Annotated in this window: 19 protein-coding genes; 5 read left to right on the top strand and 14 right to left on the bottom strand. The window is 64.7% G+C overall.

Going from position 1 to position 23,050, the window contains the following annotated elements; translation table 11 throughout:
- Nucleotides 1-2: 2 nt before the first annotated feature.
- The 4 genes from AC1RQK_RS32850 to AC1RQK_RS32835 all read right to left on the bottom strand — a co-directional run bounded on the left by AC1RQK_RS32850 (nucleotide 3) and on the right by AC1RQK_RS32835 (nucleotide 4,516).
- Complete coding sequence (locus AC1RQK_RS32850; RefSeq protein WP_441640555.1) at nucleotides 3-731, bottom strand: amino acid ABC transporter permease; 729 nt, start codon at nucleotides 729-731, stop codon at nucleotides 3-5.
- A 63-nt stretch (nucleotides 732-794) separates the two neighbouring features.
- On the bottom strand, nucleotides 795-1,694 hold the full coding sequence (locus AC1RQK_RS32845) for a glutamate/aspartate ABC transporter substrate-binding protein (RefSeq protein ID WP_150987958.1): 900 nt from the start codon (nucleotides 1,692-1,694) through the stop codon (nucleotides 795-797).
- A 365-nt stretch (nucleotides 1,695-2,059) separates the two neighbouring features.
- Nucleotides 2,060-3,367, bottom strand: a complete 1,308-nt coding sequence (locus AC1RQK_RS32840) for a Glu/Leu/Phe/Val family dehydrogenase (RefSeq protein ID WP_043343639.1) — start codon at nucleotides 3,365-3,367, stop codon at nucleotides 2,060-2,062.
- 177 nt (nucleotides 3,368-3,544) lie between these two features.
- On the bottom strand, nucleotides 3,545-4,516 hold the full coding sequence (locus AC1RQK_RS32835) for a LysR family transcriptional regulator (RefSeq protein WP_492375711.1): 972 nt from the start codon (nucleotides 4,514-4,516) through the stop codon (nucleotides 3,545-3,547).
- 174 nt (nucleotides 4,517-4,690) lie between these two features.
- Here AC1RQK_RS32835 and AC1RQK_RS32830 point away from each other — a divergent pair, with 174 nt between their 5' ends.
- Both AC1RQK_RS32830 and AC1RQK_RS32825 read left to right on the top strand, forming a co-directional pair.
- On the top strand, nucleotides 4,691-5,287 hold the full coding sequence (locus AC1RQK_RS32830) for a cysteine dioxygenase family protein (protein ID WP_492813566.1): 597 nt from the start codon (nucleotides 4,691-4,693) through the stop codon (nucleotides 5,285-5,287).
- Nucleotides 5,288-5,340: 53 nt separating this feature from the next.
- A complete protein-coding gene (locus AC1RQK_RS32825) occupies nucleotides 5,341-5,799 on the top strand; it encodes an Lrp/AsnC family transcriptional regulator (protein WP_043343633.1) in 459 nt (152 codons plus the stop codon).
- Between the two features lie 857 nt (nucleotides 5,800-6,656).
- On the opposite strand, the gene AC1RQK_RS32820 is transcribed toward AC1RQK_RS32825, so the two are convergent.
- From AC1RQK_RS32820 to AC1RQK_RS32805, 4 genes are all read right to left on the bottom strand, one after another.
- Entirely contained in the window at nucleotides 6,657-7,442 is a 786-nt protein-coding gene (locus tag AC1RQK_RS32820; RefSeq protein WP_492813564.1) for an ABC transporter permease, read from the bottom strand.
- Nucleotides 7,443-7,444: 2 nt separating this feature from the next.
- The gene (locus tag AC1RQK_RS32815) at nucleotides 7,445-8,308 is read right to left on the bottom strand and encodes an ABC transporter ATP-binding protein (RefSeq protein ID WP_492813562.1); all 864 of its coding nucleotides are present in this window, start codon (nucleotides 8,306-8,308) and stop codon (nucleotides 7,445-7,447) included.
- Nucleotides 8,305-9,438 carry an ABC transporter substrate-binding protein gene (locus tag AC1RQK_RS32810; RefSeq protein WP_492813560.1) on the bottom strand — a complete coding sequence of 378 codons (1,134 nt, stop codon included), beginning with the start codon at nucleotides 9,436-9,438 and terminating at the stop codon, nucleotides 8,305-8,307. Before AC1RQK_RS32810 ends, AC1RQK_RS32815 begins: the two co-directional genes overlap by 4 nt.
- Before the next feature lie 185 nt (nucleotides 9,439-9,623).
- Nucleotides 9,624-11,519 (bottom strand): ABCB family ABC transporter ATP-binding protein/permease, encoded by a 1,896-nt coding sequence (locus AC1RQK_RS32805; protein WP_492813558.1) that lies wholly within the window; start codon nucleotides 11,517-11,519, stop codon nucleotides 9,624-9,626.
- A gap of 206 nt (nucleotides 11,520-11,725) precedes the next feature.
- Here AC1RQK_RS32805 and AC1RQK_RS32800 point away from each other — a divergent pair, with 206 nt between their 5' ends.
- The 3 genes from AC1RQK_RS32800 (at nucleotide 11,726) to AC1RQK_RS32790 (ending at nucleotide 15,201) form a co-directional block, all read left to right on the top strand.
- Nucleotides 11,726-12,130, top strand: a complete 405-nt coding sequence (locus AC1RQK_RS32800; RefSeq protein WP_150987934.1) for an acyl-CoA thioesterase — start codon at nucleotides 11,726-11,728, stop codon at nucleotides 12,128-12,130.
- A 162-nt stretch (nucleotides 12,131-12,292) separates the two neighbouring features.
- Nucleotides 12,293-14,494 (top strand): TonB-dependent receptor, encoded by a 2,202-nt coding sequence (locus AC1RQK_RS32795; RefSeq protein WP_492813555.1) that lies wholly within the window; start codon nucleotides 12,293-12,295, stop codon nucleotides 14,492-14,494.
- Nucleotides 14,495-14,517: 23 nt separating this feature from the next.
- Complete coding sequence (locus tag AC1RQK_RS32790; RefSeq protein ID WP_492376508.1) at nucleotides 14,518-15,201, top strand: Fe2+-dependent dioxygenase; 684 nt, start codon at nucleotides 14,518-14,520, stop codon at nucleotides 15,199-15,201.
- Between the two features lie 84 nt (nucleotides 15,202-15,285).
- On the opposite strand, the gene AC1RQK_RS32785 is transcribed toward AC1RQK_RS32790, so the two are convergent.
- The 6 genes from AC1RQK_RS32785 to AC1RQK_RS32760 all read right to left on the bottom strand — a co-directional run bounded on the left by AC1RQK_RS32785 (nucleotide 15,286) and on the right by AC1RQK_RS32760 (nucleotide 22,981).
- Nucleotides 15,286-16,062, bottom strand: a complete 777-nt coding sequence (locus tag AC1RQK_RS32785; RefSeq protein ID WP_492376509.1) for an enoyl-CoA hydratase — start codon at nucleotides 16,060-16,062, stop codon at nucleotides 15,286-15,288.
- Between the two features lie 54 nt (nucleotides 16,063-16,116).
- Entirely contained in the window at nucleotides 16,117-17,073 is a 957-nt protein-coding gene (locus AC1RQK_RS32780; protein ID WP_492813552.1) for a DegV family protein, read from the bottom strand.
- A gap of 148 nt (nucleotides 17,074-17,221) precedes the next feature.
- Nucleotides 17,222-18,421 (bottom strand): acetyl-CoA C-acyltransferase, encoded by a 1,200-nt coding sequence (locus AC1RQK_RS32775; RefSeq protein ID WP_492376513.1) that lies wholly within the window; start codon nucleotides 18,419-18,421, stop codon nucleotides 17,222-17,224.
- 18 nt (nucleotides 18,422-18,439) lie between these two features.
- Nucleotides 18,440-20,866 (bottom strand): 3-hydroxyacyl-CoA dehydrogenase/enoyl-CoA hydratase family protein, encoded by a 2,427-nt coding sequence (locus tag AC1RQK_RS32770; protein ID WP_492813550.1) that lies wholly within the window; start codon nucleotides 20,864-20,866, stop codon nucleotides 18,440-18,442.
- Nucleotides 20,867-20,874: 8 nt separating this feature from the next.
- Nucleotides 20,875-21,042, bottom strand: coding sequence for a hypothetical protein (locus AC1RQK_RS32765; RefSeq protein WP_492813548.1), 168 nt, complete (start codon nucleotides 21,040-21,042; stop codon nucleotides 20,875-20,877).
- Nucleotides 21,043-21,193: 151 nt separating this feature from the next.
- A complete protein-coding gene (locus AC1RQK_RS32760; protein ID WP_492376810.1) occupies nucleotides 21,194-22,981 on the bottom strand; it encodes an acyl-CoA dehydrogenase C-terminal domain-containing protein in 1,788 nt (595 codons plus the stop codon).
- Between the last annotated feature and the right edge of the window lie 69 nt (nucleotides 22,982-23,050).

Here is a 23,050-nt window from a genome sequence, read left to right as displayed (position 1 = left end):
TCTTACTTGCCGCCGATGAAGCCGGGCACGCGGGTGCGGCCTTCTACCCAGCGCATGAGCAGCATGACCACGATATTGATCAACGCGTACATGATGGTCACCGCGATGAAGGACTCATACGGGCGCGCCGTGTAGTCCACCAGTTGGCGCCCCTGCGCCGCCAGCTCCAGCAGCCCGATGGTCGACGCCACAGCGGAGTTCTTGAAGATGTTCAGGAACTCCGAGGTCAGCGGCGGCACGATGACGCGGAACGACATCGGCAATAGCACGTAACGGTAAGTCTGGGCCAGCGTGAAACCCATCGCCAGGCCGGCGTTGCGCTGGCCCGGCGGCAGTGAGTTGATCCCCGAGCGCACCTGCTCGCAGACCCGGGCTGCGGTAAACGTGCCCAGGCAAAGCATGGCTGCAATGAACTGCTGCGCGAACGGGTTCATCTGCTTGATCGCCTCGCCACCGGGCAACAGCTCGGGCATGACGAAATACCAGATAAACAACTGCACCAGCAGCGGGATATTACGGAAGATCTCTACGTAGGTGGCGGCCAGGCCGGACAGCCACTTGTTGGGCACCGTGCGCAGTACGCCGAGTACGGAGCCGATGACGAGGGCGATGATCCACGACGAGAGCCCGAGTGCAATGGTGACCTTCAGGCCGGAAATCATCCAGTCCAGGTAGGTCTCGTTCTGGGCCGCTTGTTCGAGGAATACACCCCAATGCCAGCTGTAGTTCATGATGTGTCCTCAAAAAGAAACGGAAGGACATGCCTTCCGTTTCACACAACCGGAATCCCAGTATCAGTCGAGCGCCTTGTCGTTCGGCGTCTTGAACAGTGCCTTCATGTCTTCCGACAGCGGGAAGTCCAGGTTCAGGCCCTTGGGCGGGACCGGCTGCTGGAACCACTTGGTGTACAGCGTGTTGATCGAGCCATCCTTCATCATGCCCGTGATCACGGTGTCCGACAGCTTCTTGAACTGCGCATCGTCCTTGCGGATCATGCAGCCATAGGACTCGCGCGATTGCGGCTTGCCCACCACGATCCAGTCGGCCGGGTTCTTGGCCTTGGCGCGTTCGCCATACAGCAGTGCATCGTCCATCATGAAGGCAACGGCGCGGCCCGATTCCAGCGTCAGGAACGACTGGCCATGGTCCTTGGTGCTGATGATGTTCATGCCCAGCTTCTGGTCATCGTTCATCTTGCGCAGCAGGCGTTCCGAGGTGGTGCCGGCGGTCGTCACCACGTTCTTGCCCTTGAGGTCGGCCCAGTCCTTGATGCCGCCATCCTTCTTCACCATGATGCGGGTGCCGATGATGAAGATGCTGGTGGTAAACGATGCCTGCTTCTGGCGCTCGAGGTTGTTGGTGGTCGAGCCGCACTCGATGTCGATGGTGCCGTTCTGCAGCAGGGTGATGCGGTTCTGCGAGGTGATCGGGATTTCCTTGACCTGCAGGTTCGGCAGCTTCAGCTGGTCCTTGATCGCTTCCACGATCTTGACATTGATGTCGTAGGAATAACCGACCTGGCGCACGCCGCCGAGGTTGTAGTTGAACGGAATCGACGACTCACGAACGCCAAGCGTAATCACACCGGTGTCTTTGATCTTCTGCAGCGTGCCCGTCAGTTGCTCGGCAGCTTGCGCGGTACCGCACAGCACGCCAGCAGCAATCATCAGGGAAGCCAACTTGGCAACATTCATAACATCTCCTTGACCATGAAGAGAAAGGCGGGACTCTAACAAAAAACCACCCGCCGACGAAATAGTATTGCGCAGGCAAGCACTCAAGACAACGGGTTTTTCCCCTAACAGCGCCATCTAAGGCATGGTTTGCAAGGCAAACGAGGCATGCCTCCACTGCCGTAAAGCCGTTGCGCTAACGCGTCGGGCCGGCCTTGCGGCAACGCCTCGCCAGCCCGGGAGCCCCCTGGCGTGCGCTGGGCGGCGAGCGCATACGACAACGCGGCTGCCGGGAAGCCCGGCAGCCGCGTTACCAATCCTGGATAGGCTTGTTGCGCCGCAGCATCGCCAGGTAGCGACGCTGCGGCGCCAAGCCGCGTCAGGCATCAGGGATAGAGACCGCGCATTTCGCGCGCCTGAAGAATCCGCGTGCACGCCACGATGAAAGCGGCCGTGCGCAAGGTAACCTTGTTGTCCTGAGCGACCTGCCAGATCGCCCGGAATGCCTCTTGCATGATTCGTACCAGGCGCTGGTTGATTTCCTCTTCGGTCCAGAAGAAGCTGGAAAAGTCCTGTACCCATTCGAAATAGGAGACCGTAACGCCGCCGGCATTGGCGATGACGTCGGGCGCCACCAGGATATTGCGCTCGCGCAGGATGTCGTCGGCCTCGGGCGTGGTCGGGCCGTTCGCACCTTCGATGACCATGCGTGCCTTGATGTGGGGCGCGTTCTGGGCTGTGATCTGGCCTTCCAGCGCGGCCGGGATCAGGATTTCGCAATCCACCTGCCAGAATTGCTCGGCGGAGATGGTCTCGCCCTGGAAACCTTCGATGGTGCCGCTGTGCGAGGCATATTCCATCATGGCGGGCACGTCCAGGCCAGCCGGGTTGTACAGCGCGGTGCGGTGGTCCTGCACCGCCACCACCTTGGCGCCTGCCTCATGGAACAGCTTGGCGGCCACGGCGCCGACATTGCCGAAGCCCTGCACGGCAATGCGTGCGCCCTTGATCTCAAGGCCGAGGTTGCGCGCCGCCTCGGAACCCACCACGAACACGCCGCGGCCGGTTGCCTCGCGGCGACCCAGCGAGCCGCCCAGCGAGATCGGCTTGCCGGTCACCACGCCGGTGGCGGTGCTGCCGGAATTCATCGAGTAGGTGTCCATCATCCATGCCATCACCTGTTCATTGGTGTTGACGTCGGGCGCCGGGATGTCCTTGTTGGGCCCGATGATGAAGTTGATTTCGCTGGTATAGCGGCGCGTGACGCGCTCCAGCTCCGAGCGCGAGAGCGTGCGCGGATCGACGCGGATACCGCCCTTGGCGCCGCCGTACGGCACATTGACCGCGGCGTTCTTGACCGACATCCAGGCCGACAGGGCCATCACTTCCGACAGGGTCACATCCTGGTGGAAGCGCACGCCGCCCTTGCCCGGGCCGCGCGACATGTTGTGCTGCACGCGATAGCCTTCGAAGTGGGCAATGGTGCCGTTATCCATCTCGATCGGCACGTCCACCACCAGCGCGCGCTTGGGGCGCTTCAGGGTCTCGACCCAGCGGGCCAGCGAGCCCAGGTAAGGCGTGACACGATCGACCTGCTGCAGGTAGATGCCCCAGGGCCCGAGCGCATCGGCGTTCAGGTACGAAGGCAAGGTGTGGTTCTTGACGGCAGGATTGGACGGCGCTGCGGAAGACATCGTTTGGTTCCGGTGTGAAGGTGCCGCCAGCTTAGGGGAGGCGGCCCCGCCGAAGCCAATGCCGTTTGATTATCCCGTTATGCATGCTTTGCATAACCTTTGACCAAGGCCCCATGCTGCCCTGTGCCAGCCTTACCTGCTCTGTGGCGGTGTGCCCGGCGCACCCGCTGCACGCCTTCAGGGTTTCGGCTGTGCGGGCAAGGCCTGCGCTGCCAGCGAAGACCACACGCGCTCCACCAGCTGGCGCTTGTTGCGAACCTGCGCGCTGCGCCGCTCGTTGACGTGTTCACCCGGCTTCTCCCGGTAAAGCCGGATTTCCATGTCGATCGACAACGGCGCGCCGCGCGCGGCCTCCGCGCGCACCAGCCGGTGCTGGAGCAGTTCCTCGCGCACCGCGCTCTCCGGCAGAAAGGCCATGCCATGCCCGGACAGCGCCATCACCTTGAGCGCCTCGGCCATATCGGTCTCGTAGCATTTGTCGAGCTTGAGCGCGTCGGTGGTCTCAGACAGCAGCATGTCGACCATGCGGCCAAGGAAGGCATTGGGTGTATAGCTGAGGAAGGGCACCGGTTTCTTGTCCGTGCCCGGCAGCCGGTACAGAGGCTTGCCGGTGGCGTCCGGCACGCTGTATGGCGACAGCCGCTCGGTGCCCAGCACCATCATGTCGTAGTGCGCGGGATCGAGCTGGATGGCCTGGCGCGCATGGTGGTAGACCATCACTAAATCGCAGCCGCCATCGACCAGCGCCAGCACGGCGTCATGCACGTTGAGTGCACGCAGCCGGCACGGCAGCGTGCCGATCTCGCGCTCCACCGCCTTGAGCCATTCGGGGAAGAACGTCAGCGACAGCGTGTGCGGCACCGCGAATTCCAGCACCTGGGCATTGGCCGAACGCTGCCCCCGCATCAGCGCGCGGGTCTCGCTGACCTGCGCCAGCATGGCCAGGGCCTGTTCGTAGAACACCTTGCCCGCCGGCGTCAGGCTGGTGGGATAGCTGGAGCGGTCGATCAGCTCCGTGCCCACCCAGGACTCCAGCGACTGGATCCGGCGCGAGAACGCGGGCTGCGTCACATGACGCTGCTCGGCCGAGCGCGAGAAGCTGTGCGTCTCGGCCAGGCTGACGAAGTCTTCAAGCCACTTGATTTCCATGAGGCGGCATTATCCACCGGCTGCCCGCCGTTTCGCCACCGCCAGGAACAATATTCTATTTATTTGATTTTTATTAGAATGTGATTACACTCACTCCCAGATTTGCACGACAAGACGCACGTGCTTGCTACGGGACGGACGCTATGATGGTCGCAAACCAACAAGGAGCCCTTCATGGCCACCCAACAAGCCGCCGTTACCGATATTGCCAGCCACGCACGCAGCGCTGGCGTGCTTGGCACCCTCGACACGGCCGACGGCCAGCCGGATCTCTTTGCCCCGCTGTCCGACGGCATGTCGTCCGCCTTTGCCGCCAGTGCGCGCATGGTGGCGCAAGGCATCGAAGCCAGCCTGCCGGACGCCGCCACGCTGCTGGCGCTGCTGCCGGAATCGCTGCGCGAAGGCTCGGCTGAGGGCTATGTGCGCCACCTGGTGCACGCCGATCCGCTGGCGCGCTTCTCCGCCATGCTGATCGTCTGGCGGCCGGGACAGCACAGCCCGGTGCACGGACACCAGACCTGGTGCGCCTACCGGGTGCTGCGCGGCACGCTGCATGAGCGCCACTACCGCTGGGACGCGCAAGCGCGGCAGGCGCATCCGTGCGGCGAGATCACGCGCACGGTGGGCGATACCTTCAGCGTGCCGGCTGGGCTGCGCCATATCCATGCGCTCGGCAACGACAGCGACGCGGTGGCCGTGTCGCTGCATATTTATGGGGTGGACCAGGAACACATCTGCAGCGGTGTGAACCTGCTGGTGGACGCGGCCTGAGTCTTGCGGGCGGCCAGGCACCCGAACGACGCTGCGCGCCAACAGGATTTGCCATGGACCGATACGACCGCCAGATACTTGCCGCTCTCCAGGAAGACGCCACCGTGCCGGTGGCCGAGCTGGGCGAGCGGGTGGGCCTCACCTCCACGCCGTGCTGGCGGCGCGTGCAGAAGCTCGAGGAAAGCGGCGTGATACGCAAGCGGGTGGCGCTGCTGGACCCTGCGCTGCTGAATGTGGGCGTGACGGTATTCGTCTCGGTCCGCACCAGCCAGCACAGCGTCAAATGGCTCAAGACCTTTCATGACCTGGTCGCCTCGATCCCCGAGGTGACTGAGTTCTATCGGATGGCCGGGGATACCGATTACCTGCTGCGCGTGGTGGTGCCGGATATCGCGGCCTATGACCGGGTCTACAAGAAGCTGATTCAGGGGGCTGAGCTGGCGGATGTTAGTTCTAGTTTTGCTATGGAGCAGATCAAGTACACGACGGCTTTGCCTTTGGATTATGCGTGATTGGGGTTGGTTGCTGTTTCATTGAGCGGCGATGGTTTTTGCACCCACGGTGCCGTACGACATCGCCCTAGCGTGGTTGGTTTTCTTTGAACGGCGATGGCGTTTGCACCCAAGGGCCATACGACATCCCCCTGCGGGGGCTGCCGGTCACTCTTCTTTGCGTCGGCAAAGAAGACTAACGAGAAGAAAGCCGACCCTGCCGGGCGCAGAGCAATCAGGCTTATGTGGGGCGGTGGTTGCGTCGTACGGCCCGGAGTGTTGGCTGGCCTTTGCCTTACCGGCTTGAAGGACATCATAACCGCATGACCCAATGGTCACGTGGTGGTGCCCCTGATCGCTTTGCTCGGTGAGCGTTCGACCATCTGCCGTTACCGGCGCGGACCATCACGACACATCGCCCATCAATGGTTTCGTGGTGGGGCGGGCGCGGTGGTCAGAGCCTTGGGCATATCAAGCCGGTGCCACCGCGCCCACGACGGAACCGGTGCGCTTGCAACTTCGTGGCCGGCCACTGCGCGAGCGACAGACGGCTTGAAGCAAGTGATGTCTGCTATCGGGGGCCGCACCACGAATCCCGGAGGCTGGCAGATTCGTGGCCGGTCAAGCCGGTACCGGCAGATGCCCGCCAACACTCCGGGCCGTACGACGCAACCACCGGGGCCGAACAGCCTTATTGCTCTGCTCCCGGCAGGGTCGGCTTTCTTCTCGTTAGTCTTCTTTGCCGACGCAAAGAAGAGTGACCGGCAGCCCCCGCAGGGGGATGTCGTATGGCCCTTGGGCCCAAAAACCGTCACCGCTCAAAGAAACAGCCAAAGACGCAAGCCCCCCTTCATCCCCCCCGCCCCCCCTCCCCCCCTTCACCCCCGATGCGCCCACCCCGTCATCCGCCTCTCCACCACAGCAAAAAACTCATACATCACCATCGCCATCACAGCAATCACCACCAGCCCGGCAAACGCCAGCGGCATCTTCATCGCCGATCCGGCGGACACCAGCAAATAGCCGATGCCTTCATTGGCAGCACTCATCTCGGACACGGTAGTGCCGACGAAAGCCAGCGTGATCGCCACCTTGAGCGAAGCAAAGAAGTAAGGCATCGACCGCGGCAGCCCGACCTTGAGCAACACATCGGTGCGCTTTGCACCAAGTACGCGCAGCACATCCTCCAGTTCCGGCTCCAAGGTGGCCAGCCCCGTGGCGATATTGACCATGATCGGGAAGAACGAGATCAGGAAGGCGGTCAGGATCGCCGGGCCGGCACCCAGGCCGAACCACACCACCAGGATCGGCACGAAGGCTGCCTTCGGCAACGCATTGAACGCCGTCATCAGCGGATACCCGGCGGCGTACGCCAGCTTGGACGAGCCCATCAGCAAACCCAGCACCACGCCCACGATGATGGCGAGGCCAAAGCCGACCATGGTGGTCCAGAAGGTACGCCAGGCGTGGCCGGCAATCACATCCCAGTATTCGAACAGCGACGTGACGATCGCGCTGGGGCTGGGAAGGATGAAGTCCGACACATTGAACATAAGGCACGCGCCCTGCCACAGCAGCAGGAACGTGCCCAGCAACAGCCATGGCGCCACGCGCTGCACGCGGCGTTGCTGAGCCGCGTTCATCGAGGAAGAAAAAGTGCTCATGGTCAGTGCTGCCGTACGTGGCCGATCTTCTCGCGCAGCGAATGCACGAGGTCGGCAAAGGGTTCGGTATAGGTCAGGTCGAGGTCGCGCGGACGCGGCAGGTCGATCTCCTTGCGCGTGAGGATGCGCCCCGGGCGCTGGCTCATCACGTAGACCGTGTCGGCCAGGAACACGGCCTCGCGCAGGTCGTGGGTGACCAGGATCACGTTGAAGCGCTGGGCCTGCCACAGGTCGCGCAGCACGCACCACAGCTCCTCGCGGGTAAAGGCGTCGAGCGCGCCGAAGGGCTCGTCGAGCAGCAGCATGCGCGGCTCGTGGATCAGTGCGCGGCAGATCGAGGCACGCTGCTGCATGCCGCCGGAGAGCTGCCACGGGTACTTGTCCTCGTAGCCGGCCAGGCCCACGGTGCGCAGCAGCTCGCGTGCGCGCGCCGTGTACTCATCCCGCTTCTGGCGCAGCGTGGAGCGGTAGGGCTCGACGATCTCCAGCGGCAGCATGACGTTCTGCAACGTGGTGCGCCAGGGCAGCAGCGTCGGCGCCTGGAAGGCCATGCCAACCATCTTGAGCGGGCCGGCGACCTTCTCGCCGGCGATCTTGACCACGCCGCGCGTGGCCGGCTTTAGCCCGGTCGCCAGCTTCATGAAGGTGGACTTGCCGCAGCCGGAAGGTCCGACGATGGCGATGAACTCGCCCGGCTCGACCTGCAGCGAGATGTCCTCGATGGCGAACTCACCCTGGCGGGCAAGCTCGTCGTTATAGGCGAGCCAGACCCGGTTGAACTCGACGAAGGGTTGCGCCGCCGGCTCGCCCGGCAGGTCAGGAGGCAGTGCGGCCCCCGTGCGCAGGAAGGTAGTGCCCACCGTCATCGCAGCACATCCAGTTCGGCTGCGGACGGCAGGTAGGCATCGGTCCACAGGTTGTCGGGGTTGATGCGGCCCTTGGTGCCGAAGGCGTCAGCCACTTGCGAAGCCATCAGCGACAAGCGCGGCTTGTTGACGCGGCCAAAGCCCTCGGCGCGCGCGTCGGGCGACTTGACCACGCTGTCCAGCGCCATCTTCAGGCGCTTGGTCTCGAGCTTCTCGTCGATGATGCCGTCACGCGCCTTGACCGCCTTGATGCCCTCTTCCGGCTTGGCGATCACGTCCTTGGCCGATTTGGCGAAGGCGCGCAGGAAGGCCTTGACGGCCTCCGGGTTCTTCTTGAGGAAGTCCTCCGAGGCGATCACGGCGTTGCCGTACAGCTTCACGCCGTATTGCGGGTACGGCAGCACCACGATGTCCTCGTCCTTCACGCCACGCGCATTCAGGTTGAGGATGGAGGTGAACGAGAAGCCCGTGATGGCGTCGAGGTCGCCGCGCGTGAGCATGGTCTCGCGCAGGGTCGGGTCCATCGCCTGCCAGTTGAAGCTCGATGCCTGCAGGCCGTTGGCCTTGGCGAAGATCGGGAAGGCGCGGCGGCCGGCGTCGAATACCGGTGCGCCGAGCTTCTTGCCGGCCAGGTCGTGCGGGGTCTTGATGCCGGACTTCTTCAGCGCGAGCACGGCGGCTGGGGTGTTGTTGTAGACCATCATCACGGCCACCGGCTTGTTCTTGGCATCCGGGTTGTTGCCGTAGAACTCCATCACCGAGGCCAGGTCGGCAAAGCCCATGTCGTAGGTGCCGGAGGCCACGCGGTTGACCACGTTGCCCGATCCGTTGCCGGCGTCGATCGACACGTCGAGCTTCTCGGCCTTGTAGTAGCCCTTCTGCTCGCCCAGCAGGAACAGCGCCGACGGGCCTTCGAAGCGCCAGTCGAGCTGGAAACGGACCTTGGTCTGGGCGTGCGCCTCGCCGGCAAATTGTGTCGACAGCACCAGGGCGGTGCCCAGCGCCATGCCAAGCTGCAGCCAGCGGCGGCGCGCGGTGGATGCGGCAGCGCCGGACGCGGTGTGGGCGGGCTGGGCGCCGGCGTGAGCGGCAGTGGCCTCGAACGGGGTGGCGGCACGGAATAGCGGCATTGAACTCTCTCCAGTTAGTCGTCTTCCTGGATAGTTCGTCTGCAAGGCGCATGCCATGCAAACACGCACCACGATGGGGCTGATACGCCACCTATTGTCGAACCAAATTCGTGCAACCGGATGTTTCGGGACGATTTGCCGCAATAGATTGTCAACAATCCATTGCGGCCCTGGCGATTGCCGTGTCAGGCGTCCTGGGTTGCGTCGCCGGCTTCGATGGCCAGCGCGGCATCCTCCACGGGGGCCTCGCTCTGTGCCGCGCTGCGCGCCTGGATGTGCCACATCTCGGCGTAGCGGCCGTCGAGCCGCATCAGTTCGGCATGGGTGCCGCGCTCGATGATGCGGCCGCGGTCCATCACCAGGATCTGGTCGGCATGCACCACCGTAGAGAGCCGGTGCGCGATCAGCAGCGTGGTGCGGTTCTGCGCCAGGCGCATCAGCTCGGCCTGGATGGCCTGCTCGGTACGGGAATCCAGCGCCGAGGTGGCTTCATCGAAGACCAGGATCGGCGGGTTCTTCAGCAGCGTGCGGGCAATGGCGACGCGTTGCTTCTCCCCGCCCGACAGCTTGAGGCCGCGCTCGCCCACCGGCGTGTCGTAGCCCTGCGGCAGCTCGCGGATAAAGCCGTCGATCTGAGCCGCGCGCGCGGCCTCGATGACTTCGTCGCGGCTGGCGTCGGGGCGGCCGTAGGCGATGTTGTAGTAGATGCTGTCGTTGAACAGCACGGTGTCCTGCGGCACGATGCCGATGGCGCGGCGCAGGCTGTCCTGCGTGATCGTACGGATATCCTGGCCGTCGATCTCGATGCCGCCGCTGCTCACGTCATAGAAGCGGAACAACAGCCGCGCCAGCGTGGACTTGCCCGAGCCGCTGTGGCCTACCACCGCGGTAGTAGTGCCGGCGGCGATGGCGAAGTCCACCTCGTCCAGGATCACGCGATTGCTCTCGTAGCCAAAGCCGACATGGTTGAAACGCACCGCCGCGCCCTGCACGCGCAAGGCCGCTGCGTCCGGCGCATCGGCCACTTCGCGGTTGGTGCCCAGCAGCACGAACATGCGGTCCATGTCGGTGGTGGCCTGCTTGATCTCGCGGTAGATCACGCCGAGGAAGTTCAGCGGAATGTACAGCTGGATCATCAGCGTATTGACCAGCACCAGGTCGCCCAGCGTGAGCTTGCCCGCCGCCACGCCCACCGTGGCGCGCCACAGGATCAGGATCAGGCCGGTGGCGATGATGGCCTGCTGGCCGAAGTTGAGGAACGACAGCGAATTTTGCGAGCGGATCGCCGCAGTGCGGTACTTGCGCAGGTTCTCGTCATAGCGGCCGGCCTCGTACTCCTCGTTGCCGAAGTACTTGACGGTCTCGAAGTTGAGCAGGGAATCGATCGCCTTCTGGTTGGCGCGCGAATCCAGCTCGTTCATCTTGCGCCGGAAGTGCGTGCGCCACTCGGTCACCACGATGGTGAACACGATGTAGCTCACCAGCGCGCAGCCCGTGATGGCAGCGAACCAGATGTCGTAGTGCAGGATGAAGAAGCCCATCACCAGCCCCATCTCGACCAGGGTCGGCAGGATGCTGTAGAGCGAGTAGGAGATCAGCGACTGGATGCCGCGCGTGCCGCGCTCGATGTCGCGGCTCATGCCGCCGGTCTGGCGGTCCAGGTGAAAGCGCAGCGACAGCGCGTGCAGGTGGCGAAACACCTGCAGCGCGATCTCGCGCACCGCGCTCTGCGTGACCTTGGAGAACAGGATCTCGCGCAACTCGGTAAACAGCGTGCCGGACAAGCGCAGTATCCCGTAGGCGACGATCAGCCCCACCGGCACCACCAGCAGCGCGCTCGCGCTGCCGGCGGGAACATTCATGTTGTCCACCAGCTTCTTCATCAGGACCGGCACGCCCAGGTTGGCCACCTTGGCCGCCACCAGGCACACCAGCGCCAGGATCACTCGCCACTTGTAATGCCAGACGTAGGGCAACAGGTTGCGCACGGTCTGCCAATCGCTGCGGGGAACGTTGGATTTGCCGAAGAGGGAGGAAGGCTGGGCGGGGGACGGCTCGGCCGACGTAGAGTAGCGTCGCATACGTTAGAATTCGGGCGAATATGCGATTGTGGCAGAGATCGACATAATTAGCCGGCGCCACGCCGCTTATCCCCGTCACGGAACCGCCTCGACGCCCGGACCGCACGCCGGCAAGGTCACTCCGGCATGCGCACCGGCGCGCCAGCACCCCACCGCAGCCCTTGCTACCCCGCCCCAACCCTATCCAGCCTCATCAAGCAGCCATCATGAATCAACCCAACGTCCTCCCCTGCCTGCCCCCTGGCAAGAATCCCGCACTGCGCGTGGTCCCCATGCCGGCGGATGCCAATGTGCATGGCGACGTCTTCGGAGGCTGGATCATGGCCCAGGTGGACATCGCCGGCTCGATTCCGGCGGTAGAGCGTGCCCAAGGCCGCGTGGCCACCGTGGCGGTGAACTCCTTCCTGTTCAAGCATCCGGTCTTTGTCGGCGACCTGGTGAGTTTCTACGCCGATATCGAGAAGACGGGCCGCACCTCGATCACCGTATCGGTGGAGGTCTATGCGCAACGCATGCGCCACAGCAACGAGATCGTCAAGGTGACCGAAGCCACCCTGACCTATGTGGCGACGGACGATACAAGGCAACCGCGGGTGTTGCCAGCGATATAAGCAGCCGCCTGAAGCCGGCTCCCCTGTCAGGCATTCCTGGCGGGGCACCGGCGCGAGGAAAATCGGAAATTTCCGCAAGCACATGCAGCCGTTTCTGATTGCTCCACCTCGCCCCACAACCTTAAATGCTAATGATTATCATTTTCATTTAAGGAGAATTGCATGCGTTCGTACATCAGGTCTGCCGCGCTGCCGCCACGGCGCCCTCTCGCTTCCGTCGTCCTGGCCGCGGCCTGCGCCACACCAGTCCTGGCAGACGATCTGCAACGGCAAGGCAAACCCATCGAACTGGCGCCAGTCACGGTTACGGGAACGCAAGCACCCAGCTCCAAGGTTGAAGCCTCCGGCTCGGCCAAATACGCGGCACCGCTGCTCGATACGCCCCAGACCATCACGGTGGTACCACAGCATGTGCTGGAGGAGCAGAACGCCTTGAGCTTGCGGCAGGCGCTTTCCAACGTTTCGGGCATCACCTTCAACGCCGGCGAGGGCGGCGGCGGCTCCGGCGACAGCATCAATATCCGCGGCTTCAGCGCCAACGCGAACATGCAGATCGACGGCTTGCGCGACAGCGGGCAGAACAACCGCTCCGACCTCTTCAATCTCGAAGCGGTCGAGGTGATCAAGGGACCGAATTCGGTCTTCGGCGGCGCCGGCACCACCGGTGGCAGCATCAACATGATCAGCAAGCAACCCAAGGCGGACAGGTTCACGCACGTCGGCGGCGGGCTCGGCACGGCCAGCTTCCACCGCCTGACCCTGGATACCAACCAGCCGCTGCCGTGGGACGGGCACGCAGCGGTCGTCCGCCTGAACCTGATGGCGCACGGCAACGACGTGCCGGGGCGCGACGCTCTTGAACGCCGCCGCTGGGGCATCGCGCCGTCGATCACCTTCGGCATGCAATCGCCGACGCGCCTGACGCTGAGCTATTTCCACCAGCGCGACGACAACCTGCCCGACTACGGCGTGCCAGCGTTGAACGGCCAGCGGCTCGCCGGCGTCAGCCGGCACGGCTACTTCGGTTGGCGCAACGTGGACCGGGAGAACATCACCACCGACGCGGCCACCGTCAAGTTCGAACACGAGTTCAACGACAACCTCAAGCTACAGAACCTGACCCGCTATTCGCACCTGCACCGCGACACCGTGATCTCGGCCTCGCACGTGAACCAAAGGGGGCTACCGCTAGGCCGCTACCTGCCGGCGGGACCGCAGGGCTATGGCCGCGACTCGGCCACCGAGCTGTGGATCAACCAGACCAACCTGACCAGCCGCTTCGACACCTTGGGGTTGGGGCACATCCTGGTCAGTGGCTTCGAGATCTCACGCGAGACCTACGACCGGACCACCTATTCCTACAATCTCTCCAAATACTATCCCGCCAACGGTTTCGATCTCTCCAGCCCGCCAGGCTACTGGAGCGCGCCCACCGACCGGCGCGACAGCGCGCGCAACAAGACATGGCTTGACGTCAAGGCGCTGTACGCGCTTGACACCATCGCCCTGGGCAAGCACTGGGACCTGAACCTCGGCCTGCGCTACGACTGGATAGATGGCAGCGCCGAGAGCACGCCGCTGGGCAAGGCGACCGACCGCGCGGACAGCACTACCAACCAGCTCAGCAGCCGGGCGGGCCTGGTGTTCAAGCCCACGGACAATGGCAGGATCTATTTCGCCTACGGCACCTCCTTCAACCCGTCTGCCGAGTTCCTGGTCAGCACCGGCTCGGGCGTGAACAAAGCCACGGGGGGACTGGCGCCCGAGAAAAACAAGACCTATGAGCTCGGCAGCAAATGGGAGTTCATGGCGCGGCGCCTGGGGCTGAACGCGGCGCTGTTCCAGGTCGACAAGGACAACACGCGCGAACGCCTCTCCGATGGCAGCTATGCGCTGGCCGGCGAGCAGCGCGTGCGCGGCGTCGAGCTGGGCGCGGCTGGCAAGGTGACGCCGAACTGGGACGTTTTCGCCAACTACACTTACCTGAACAGCAAGACACTCAAGTCACTGTCGCTGCCCGAGCGCGAAGGCAAGGCGCTGGCCAACACTCCGGCGCACTCCTTCAGCCTGTGGACCACCTACCAGCTGCCCGCGGGCTGGACGCTGGGCTACGGCGCGCGCTTCATCGGCAGGCGCAACGTGACGTCGGTGGGGGACGGCACGCTTGGTGCCTACCTGGTGCACAACGCCATGCTCGGCTATGCGCCAAGCAAGAACCTCAAGTTCCAGCTCAACGTCGACAACCTGTTCAACAAGGCCTATGTGGAGCGGGTGCGCCAGACGCTGGGCAGCGCATCGCGCTCGTCCGCGATCGAGTACGGCGATGGCCGCTCCGCGGTGCTGTCGGCCGTCTACTCCTTCTAACGCCACGCGCCGGGGTCAGCCAAATGATGATTCACATACCCGGCGTGCTGACGCCGGAACAGGTGCGGGAAAGCGTAAGCCTGCTGACGCAGGCCGACTGGGCCGACGGCAAGGCGACCGCGGGATTCCAGTCCTCGCTCGCCAAGGACAACCTGCAATTGCCGCACGACTCCCCGCAGGGCAAGCACATCGCCGCGATGATCGAGCAGGCCTTGCGGCGCCATCCGCTGTTCTTCTCGGCGGCGCTGCCGGCCAGGATCTACCCCAAGCTGTTCAACGCCTATGCGGGCGGGCAATCGTTCGGCACCCATGTCGACAATGCCATCCGCTACCTTCCCGACGGCTCGGACAGCATCCGCACGGATATCTCGGCCACGCTCTTCCTGTGCGAGCCCGACGACTACGACGGCGGCGAACTGATCATCGAGGACACCTATGGGACGCACGAGGTCAAGCTACCCGCCGGCGACATGATCCTGTATCCGGCTTCCAGCCTGCACCGTGTCAGCCCGGTGACCCGGGGCACGCGGCTTTGCGCGTTCTTCTGGATCCAGAGCCTGCTGCGGGACGCCCGCCAGCGCGCCCTCCTGTTCGACCTGGATACCGCTATCCAGGAAATCGGGCATGCGCTTGGCCATGGACACGCCACCGTGGTGCGCCTCACCGGCGTCTACCACAACCTGCTGCGCGAATGGGCGACGCCCTGACCTTGGCCTCGCCTCGATGTCGCGCAAATGGCGGCAGCGGCGGGGGCGGCCCATCCGCCGTATCGGCCAGGGATGCCCGCAGGCTCAGCTGAAGCGCGAGAAGTCCGGGCGGCGCTTCTCGAAGAACGCCTTGAACGCCTCCTTGGCTTCCGGCGCCTGCAGCATGCGCCGGAACACTTCTCCCTCCTCCGCCATCCTGGCCTGCACGGCCGCCTTATCGCCGCCCTTCATCAGGCGCTTGGTTTCCCTGAGCGACGAAGCCGGCAGCGCTGCCAGCTTGCGCGCCTGCTGCAGCACGAACTCATTGAGCTCCGCCACCGGCAGCACGCGCGTGGCCAGGCCGATCTGTAGCGCTTCCTGCGCGCTGAAGGCCTCACCCAACATCAGTTTCTCGGCAGCGCGCTGGTGACCCAGCAGGCGCGGCAACAGCATGCTCGATGCCGCCTCCGGGCACAGGCCCAGTTGCACGAACGGCAGCGACAGCTTGGCCGTCTCGGAAACGTAGACCAGGTCGCAATGCAGCAGCATGGTGGTGCCCACGCCCACCGCCGGGCCGCTCACCGCCGCCACCAGCGGCTTGCTGGCCTGGCTGATCTGCTGCAGGAACTGGAATACCGGTGCCGGCTGGTCACCCTCGCCCGCGGTGGGCGGACGCTGCATGAAGTCTTCCAGGTCATTGCCCGCGGTAAATACTTCCGGCTTGCCGCGGATCACGATCACGCGCACGGCGGGATCGGCATCGGCGGCGCGCAGCGCATCGGCCATGGCCTGGTACATCGCCGCCGTGATGGCGTTCTTCTTGTCGAGGCGATCGAACTCGAGGGTCAGGATGCCTTGCTCGATGGTGGTCAGGATGCTCATGAAATCGTGTTCTCCTCACTGCTTGGTTGACTTGTCCGCCATGCCGAAACACGTTCACTCGAACGCCGGCGGATTCTCGCAAAGATAGCTCATCCCGAACGCCTTTGCGCCGACGTTGAGCGCCACCGTCAGGCTCATCGGCGCCAGCATCAGCTCCACGTCATGCTGCTGCGCGGTGCGCGCGAGCGACTGATAGGCTGGCAACACTTGAATCGCCCCGGGTGGCCCGGCATAGCTCAGCGCTACCGCCGGGCTCAGCAAGCGGCCGCTGCGGATGCACTGCTGCGCATGCGCCATCACGCGGCGCATGCCTTCGTCCGCGCCGCGCGCCTTGGCCACCGGCTCGGTCTGGCCGCGATGCATATGCACGACGGGGCGGATATTGAACGCGCTGCCGAGCATGTAGCGGCCCCAGGTGATGCTGTTCTCGCCCTTGTGCCTGGCCCGCGTGTACATGTAGAGCAACTCGTCGGGCACCAGGAACATATGCGCGGCATCGCGCAGGCGTGTCTCCACGGCCTGCACCACCGTTTGCGCGCTGGCGCCGCCGCCCAGCAGGCGCGCCGCCTCGCGCACGATCAGCGCCTGGCCCGGGCCGATCGCGCCGGTATCGATCACCGTCAGCTCGAACAAACCCGTGCGCCCCGCATCCTTGCGTGCCTTGAAGCTCTTGGCCACGGTGCCAACCACGGCGCCCGAGGCGTGCGCATACAGTTTGCTGCGGCTGCTGGCGATGGTGAGCAGCAGCGCGCGGTCGCATGAGGTCACCACATGCTTGAGCAGGTGGTCTTCGATCTCGCGCTCTAGCAAGGGGATGGATTCGGCGTAGTGGTCCTGCTTGCCGACCAGATACTGCTCGTAAAGCGACGGCAAGGCCGGCTCGTCGCGCACGTCGGCCACAAAGCGGTCGCCCGCGCGAATGCGGAACGGCACCGTGCGCACGCCAAGTTCGGCCATCAGCGCGCGCGGCATGTCACACGCGGCGTCGGCCAGGATGAGTGTCTCCTGCATCTTGTTGTTTCCTCCCGGTCAGGTGAGCCGCGTCGAGGCGGCAGCTGTCTCCTTGTTATGGCACTGCTTTCTTCACCTGATAGAGAGTCGGGGAGATGGATCACGCTGCGCACGCTGCCGTGCGCGATCCATCTCCCCAGTGGCGCGTTCAAACGCGCTCGAAGATACCTGCCGCGCCCATGCCCGTGCCGACACACATGGTGACCATGCCGTACTTCAGGTTGTGACGGCGCAGCGCGTGCACCACGGTGGCCGAACGGATCGCGCCGGTGGCGCCCAGCGGGTGGCCCAGTGCAATCGCGCCGCCCATCTGGTTGACCTTGGCCGGGTCCAACTGCAGGTCGCGCATCACCGCCAGCGACTGCGCGGCGAAGGCTTCGTTCAGCTCGATCCAGTCCATCTGGTCCTGCGTGAGGCCGGCTGCCTTGAGCGCCGCGGGAATCGCTTCCTTGGGGCCGATGCCCATGATCTCGGGCGGCACGCCGCGCACCGCGAACGACACGAAGCGCGCCAGCGGCACCAGGTTGAACTGCTTGAGGATCTTTTCCGAAACCAGGATCAGCGCGCCAGCGCCATCCGAAGTCTGCGAGCTGTTGCCGGCGGTGACGCTACCCTTGTTGGCAAACACCGGGCGCAGCTTGCCCAGGCCTTCGACCGAGGTCTCCGGACGAGGGCCTTCGTCCAGCGAGATGGTGCGTGTCTTCACGTCGACCTGGCCGCTGGCCAGGTTGGGGAATTTCTCGACGATCTCGATCGGGGTGATTTCGTCCTTGAAGTCGCCGGCCTGCTGGGCACGGATCGCCTTCTGGTGCGAAGCGAGCGAGAAAGCATCCTGGTCTTCGCGGCTGACCTGCCATTTCTGCGCGACCTTCTCGGCGGTCAGGCCCATGCCGTAGGCGATGCCGATGTTCTCGTCGCGCTCGAAGATCGCCGGCGACATCGACGGCGAATTGCCCATCATCGGCACCATGCTCATCGATTCCACGCCGGCGGCGATCATCACGTCGGACTCGCCCACGCGGATGCGGTCGGCGGCCATCGCCACGGCCGACAGGCCGGAGGCGCAGAAGCGGTTGACGGTGATGCCGCCCACGGTGTTCGGCAGGCCCGACAGCAGCGCACCGATGCGCGCGACGTTCAGGCCCTGCTGCGCCTCGGGGATGGCGCAGCCAACGATGGCGTCTTCGATCAGCCTGGGATCGAGGTTAGGCACCTGCGCCACGGCCGCGCGCAGGATGGTGGCCAGCAGGTCGTCCGGGCGGGTGTTCTTGAACGCGCCCTTGGGAGCCTTGCCGATCGGCGTGCGGGTCGCGGCAACGATGTATGCGTCTTGCAGTTGTTTCATGATGTCGGTTCCTCGCTTGCCTTAGTTGCGCACCGGCTTGCCGGTCTGCAGCATGCCCATGATGCGTTCCTGGGTCTTGCCCGTGCCGAGCAGGTCGACAAAGGCCTTGCGTTCCAGCGCCAGCAGCCATTCCTCGCTGACCAGCGAGCCGGCTTCCACGTCGCCGCCGCACACCGCCTCGGCAATGCGGCTGGCAATCAGGAAGTCGTGCGCGGAGATGAAGCCGCCGTCGCGCATATTGGCCAGCGACGCCTTGATGGTGGCAATGCCGGAGCGGCCCGCCACCGGCACCAGCGTGCCCGGTACCGGGGCGCGGTAGCCAGCGTTGGACAGCGCGCGCACTTCGTTCTGCGCCACGTAGAGCAGCTCGTGCACGTTGAACACGATGGTGTCCGACGGCTGCAGGTAGCCCATCTTCTGCGCGTCCAGCGCCGAGGAGGAGACCTTGGCCATGGCCGCTGCCTGGAAGCGGTTGGTGAGGAACTGCAGGTAGTTGGTGCTACCGGCGGCTTGCGCAGCACGTGCGGCAGCCAGCGCAGCCTCCTTCAGGCCGCCACCGGCCGGCACCAGGCCCACGCCCACTTCCACCAGGCCGATATAGGTTTCCAGCGCGGCCACGCGCTTGGCCGAATGCAGCATCAGCTCGCAGCCGCCGCCCAGCGCGATGCCGGACGCCGCCGACACCACCGGCACGGCGGAATACTTCACCCGCATCATGCCGTCCTGGAATTTCTTGACGAAGGGCTCGATGCCCTTGGCGCCGCCCATCATGAAGGCCGGCATCGCGGCTTCCAGGTTGGCGCCCGCGGAGAACGGGCCGCCCGGCGCGCCCAGTTGCAGCGACGTCGGCTGCCACACCACCAGGCCCTTGTACTCGGCTTCGGCCAAGTCGATGGCGCGCGTCAGGCCATCGATCACGTCCGGGCCGATGGTGTTCATCTTGCTCTTGAACGAAACCACCAGCACATCGTCCTGGCCCTCGCTCACCCAGATGCGTACCGCATCGTTTTCTTCCACGGTGCGGCCAGCCTTGCGCGGATCCGTTGCGGCGGTGCCCTTGACCGCGGCGCGGAACACCTGGCGCTCGTACACCGGCAACGCATTGCGCTGCACGAAGGCTTGCGCGGCGGGCGACCACGAACCCCGCGCGCCATGCACGCCCTGGTTGTCAGCGACGGGGCCTTCGAACACCCACGACGGCAGCGCCGCGCTGGACAAGCCCTTGCCCGCGTCGATGTCTTCCTTCACCCACTCGGCTACCTGCTTCCAGCCGGCCGATTGCCAGTCCTCGAAGGGGCCGGAGTTCCAGCCGAAGCCCCAGCGGATCGCCAGGTCGATATCGGCGGCGGAGCCGGCGATCTGCTCCAGGTAGACGCCGATGTAGTGGAACACGTCGCGGAACACGGCCCACAAGAACTGCGCCTGCGGGTTGCTGGATTCGCGCAGCAGCTTGATGCGCTCGGCCGGTTCCTTCTTCAGCATGCGCACCACGATCTCGTCGGCCTTCTTGCCCGAGTCGACATATTGGCCCGTCTTGGGGTCCAGCACCTTGATGGTCTTGCCTTCCTTCTTGTAGAAGCCAGCGCCGGTCTTCTGGCCCAATGCGCCCGCATCCACCAGCCCCTTGAGCACGGCGGGCGTCCTGTACACCGGCGCAAACGGATCGTCCAGCAGGGTGTCCTGCATGGTCTTGATCACGTGGGCCATGGTGTCCAGGCCCACCACGTCGGCAGTGCGGAAGGTGGCGGACTTGGCGCGGCCCAGCTTGGCGCCGGTCAGGTCGTCGACCACGTCGAAGGGGATGCCGTACTTCTCAGCCTCGGCGAACACCGCCAGGATCGAGAAGATGCCAACGCGGTTGGCAATGAAGTTCGGTGTGTCCTTGGCGCGCACCACGCCCTTGCCGAGCGTGGAGGTCAGGAAGGTTTCCAGGCGGTCCAGGATCGCGGGCTGCGTGGTCGCGGTCGGGATCAGCTCCACCAGGTGCATGTAGCGCGGCGGGTTGAAGAAGTGCACGCCGCAGAAGCGCGACTTCAGATCCGCGTCGAAACCATCGGACAGCGCGGTGATCGACAGGCCCGAGGTATTGGTAGCGAAGATGGTGTGCGATGCCAGGTGTGGCGCGACCTTCTTGTACAGGTCGTGCTTCCAGTCCATGCGCTCGGCGATGGCCTCGATCACCACGTCGCACTCCTTGAGCAGCGCGAGGTCGTCCTCGTAGTTGGCGGGCTGGATCAGGCCGGCTTCGTCCTTGATGCCGAGCGGCGCCGGCGAGAGTTTCTTCAGGTTCTCGATGGCGCGCAGCGAGATGCCGTTCTTGGGGCCTTCCTTGGCCGGAAGGTCGAACAGCACCACGGGCACGCGGGCATTGACGAGATGGGCGGCGATCTGCGCCCCCATGACGCCGGCACCCAGCACGGCGACCCTCTTGACGATGAAATTGGACATGCGCGCTCCTAGGAAAGTGAGCGTTGAGATGAGGTGGGCTGGCTGCGCGTGGCGCCGGCGTTGATGCTGGTGGTGACGCTGGTGGTGACGCTGGTGGTGACGCTGGTGTTGCCGCTGGTGTGCTCCCCTCTCCCGCTTGCGGGAGGGGTCGGGGGAGAGGGTGGGCGGTCGATCAAGCGGTATCGCTCGTTGAACCGCCGGCCCTCTCCCCCGTCCCCTCTTCCATTTCATGGGAGAGGGGAGCACACCATTGGCATCGACACCGTCAGAGCCAGTAGCCTGCGCCCGCGCTAAGACAACCGCATGAATTCAGGATAAACAATCCGATCAGAACAGATCCGCGTCCAGCGCCATCAGCGTGGCCGAACCAGCGCGTGCCATGCGGATCTGCGATGCCGTCTCCGGCAGCAGCTTGGCAAAGTAGAAGCGTGCGGTCGCCAGCTTGGTGGTGTAGAACTTGTCGCCGCTGGCTTGCTTCTCCAGCGCGATCTTGGCCATGCGGGCCCAGAAGTACGAGAACACCAGGTGGCCCACCACGCGCAGGTAAGGCACGGCAGCAGCGCCGACTTCGTCGGGGTTGCCCATGGCCTTCATGCCGATTTCCATGGTGAGCTTCTGCACCTTGTCGCCCAGGTCGGCCAGCGGGTTGACGAACTCCTGCATGGCTTCGTTGGTGCCTTCTTCCTCGACGAACGCCTGCACGATCTTGCCGAAGGCCTTCATCTTGGCGCCCATGTCGCCCAGGATCTTGCGGCCCAGCAGGTCCAGCGCCTGGATGGTGTTGGTGCCTTCGTAGATCATGTTGATGCGCGCGTCGCGCACATACTGCTCCATGCCCCACTCGGCGATGTAGCCGTGGCCGCCGAACACCTGCATGCCTTCGTTGGTGGCGGTGAACGCGTTATCGGTCAGGAAGGCCTTGATCACGGGCGTGAGCAACGCAACCAGGTCGCCCGCTTCCTTGCGCACGGACTCGTCCGGGTGCGACAGTTCGCGGTCGATCTGCAGCGCGGTCCAGTAGCTGAACGCGCGGCCGCCTTCGGCAAAGGCCTTCTGCGTCAGCAGCATGCGGCGCACATCCGGGTGCACGATGATCGGGTCGGCCGGCTTGTCCGGAGCCTTGGGACCGGTCAGCGCGCGCATCTGCAGGCGGTCCTTGGCATACGCCAGCGAGTTCTGGTAGGCCACTTCGGTCAGCCCGAGGCCCTGCATGCCCACGCCCAGGCGGGCGGCGTTCATCATCACGAACATGGCGTTCAGGCCCTTGTTGGGCTCGCCCACCAGCCAGCCGCGCGCGCCGTCCAGGTTCATCACGCAGGTGGCGTTGCCGTGGATGCCCATCTTGTGCTCGATCGAGCCGCACTTGATGCCGTTGCGCTCGCCCGGGTTGCCGCTGGCATCGGGGACGAACTTCGGCACCACGAACAGCGAGATGCCCTTGGTGCCCTGCGGTGCATCCGGCAGCCGTGCCAGCACCAGGTGGATGATGTTGGCGGAGAGATCGTGCTCGCCGGCCGAAATAAAGATCTTGGTGCCGGTAATGGTGTAGGAGCCATCGGCCTGCGGCTCGGCCTTGCTGCGCAGGATGCCCAGGTCGGTGCCGCAGTGCGGCTCGGTCAGGCACATGGTGCCGGTCCATTCGCCGGAGACCAGCTTGGGCAGGTAGACCTTCTGCAGCTCGGGCGTGCCGTGCGCGTGCAGCGCTTCGTATGCGCCGTGCGACAGGCCGGGGTACATGGTCCACGCCTGGTTGGCCGAGTTCAGCATCTCGTACAAGGCATTGTTGACCAGGATAGGCAGGCCCTGGCCGCCGTATTCGGGGTCGCAGCCCAGTGCCGGCCAGCCGGCTTCCACGTATTGCTTGTACGCTTCCTTGAAGCCCTTGGGCGCCGTCACCACGCCATCGCCGACGTAGGTACAGCCTTCGCGGTCGCCGCTCTGGTTGAGCGGGAACACGACCTCGGAGCAGAACTTGCCGGCTTCCTCAAGCACCTGGTTGATGGTGTCCGCGTCAACGTCGGCGTGCTTCGGCAACGCCTTGAGTTCGGCTTCCACGCCGAGCAATTCATGGAGCACGAACTGCATGTCGCGCAACGGTGCGGTGTACTGGCCCATCAAAGACTCCTTGGAGGTTTGCAAAGCCGCTACGCCGCCCGTGCACGATCCGGCACGGGACGCCGCGGC

The organism is Cupriavidus sp. GW822-FHT02D05 (assembly GCF_058802485.1).
The sequence above is the reverse complement of the archived record's forward strand: the minus strand, read 5'-3'. Positions and strand labels throughout refer to the sequence as shown.

What these genes read in the sequence shown, in the direction of transcription:
- AC1RQK_RS32850 (WP_441640555.1), bottom strand. Translation starts at nt 731, where the DNA reads ATGAACTACAGCTGGCATTGGGGTGTATTCCTCGAACAAGCGGCCCAG.
- AC1RQK_RS32845 (WP_150987958.1), bottom strand. Translation starts at nt 1,694, where the DNA reads ATGAATGTTGCCAAGTTGGCTTCCCTGATGATTGCTGCTGGCGTGCTG.
- AC1RQK_RS32840 (WP_043343639.1), bottom strand. Translation starts at nt 3,367, where the DNA reads ATGTCTTCCGCAGCGCCGTCCAATCCTGCCGTCAAGAACCACACCTTG.
- AC1RQK_RS32835 (WP_492375711.1), bottom strand. Translation starts at nt 4,516, where the DNA reads ATGGAAATCAAGTGGCTTGAAGACTTCGTCAGCCTGGCCGAGACGCAC.
- AC1RQK_RS32830 (WP_492813566.1), top strand. Translation starts at nt 4,691, where the DNA reads ATGGCCACCCAACAAGCCGCCGTTACCGATATTGCCAGCCACGCACGC.
- AC1RQK_RS32825 (WP_043343633.1), top strand. Translation starts at nt 5,341, where the DNA reads ATGGACCGATACGACCGCCAGATACTTGCCGCTCTCCAGGAAGACGCC.
- AC1RQK_RS32820 (WP_492813564.1), bottom strand. Translation starts at nt 7,442, where the DNA reads ATGAGCACTTTTTCTTCCTCGATGAACGCGGCTCAGCAACGCCGCGTG.
- AC1RQK_RS32815 (WP_492813562.1), bottom strand. Translation starts at nt 8,308, where the DNA reads ATGACGGTGGGCACTACCTTCCTGCGCACGGGGGCCGCACTGCCTCCT.
- AC1RQK_RS32810 (WP_492813560.1), bottom strand. Translation starts at nt 9,438, where the DNA reads ATGCCGCTATTCCGTGCCGCCACCCCGTTCGAGGCCACTGCCGCTCAC.
- AC1RQK_RS32805 (WP_492813558.1), bottom strand. Translation starts at nt 11,519, where the DNA reads ATGCGACGCTACTCTACGTCGGCCGAGCCGTCCCCCGCCCAGCCTTCC.
- AC1RQK_RS32800 (WP_150987934.1), top strand. Translation starts at nt 11,726, where the DNA reads ATGAATCAACCCAACGTCCTCCCCTGCCTGCCCCCTGGCAAGAATCCC.
- AC1RQK_RS32795 (WP_492813555.1), top strand. Translation starts at nt 12,293, where the DNA reads ATGCGTTCGTACATCAGGTCTGCCGCGCTGCCGCCACGGCGCCCTCTC.
- AC1RQK_RS32790 (WP_492376508.1), top strand. Translation starts at nt 14,518, where the DNA reads ATGATGATTCACATACCCGGCGTGCTGACGCCGGAACAGGTGCGGGAA.
- AC1RQK_RS32785 (WP_492376509.1), bottom strand. Translation starts at nt 16,062, where the DNA reads ATGAGCATCCTGACCACCATCGAGCAAGGCATCCTGACCCTCGAGTTC.
- AC1RQK_RS32780 (WP_492813552.1), bottom strand. Translation starts at nt 17,073, where the DNA reads ATGCAGGAGACACTCATCCTGGCCGACGCCGCGTGTGACATGCCGCGC.
- AC1RQK_RS32770 (WP_492813550.1), bottom strand. Translation starts at nt 20,866, where the DNA reads ATGTCCAATTTCATCGTCAAGAGGGTCGCCGTGCTGGGTGCCGGCGTC.
- AC1RQK_RS32760 (WP_492376810.1), bottom strand. Translation starts at nt 22,981, where the DNA reads ATGGGCCAGTACACCGCACCGTTGCGCGACATGCAGTTCGTGCTCCAT.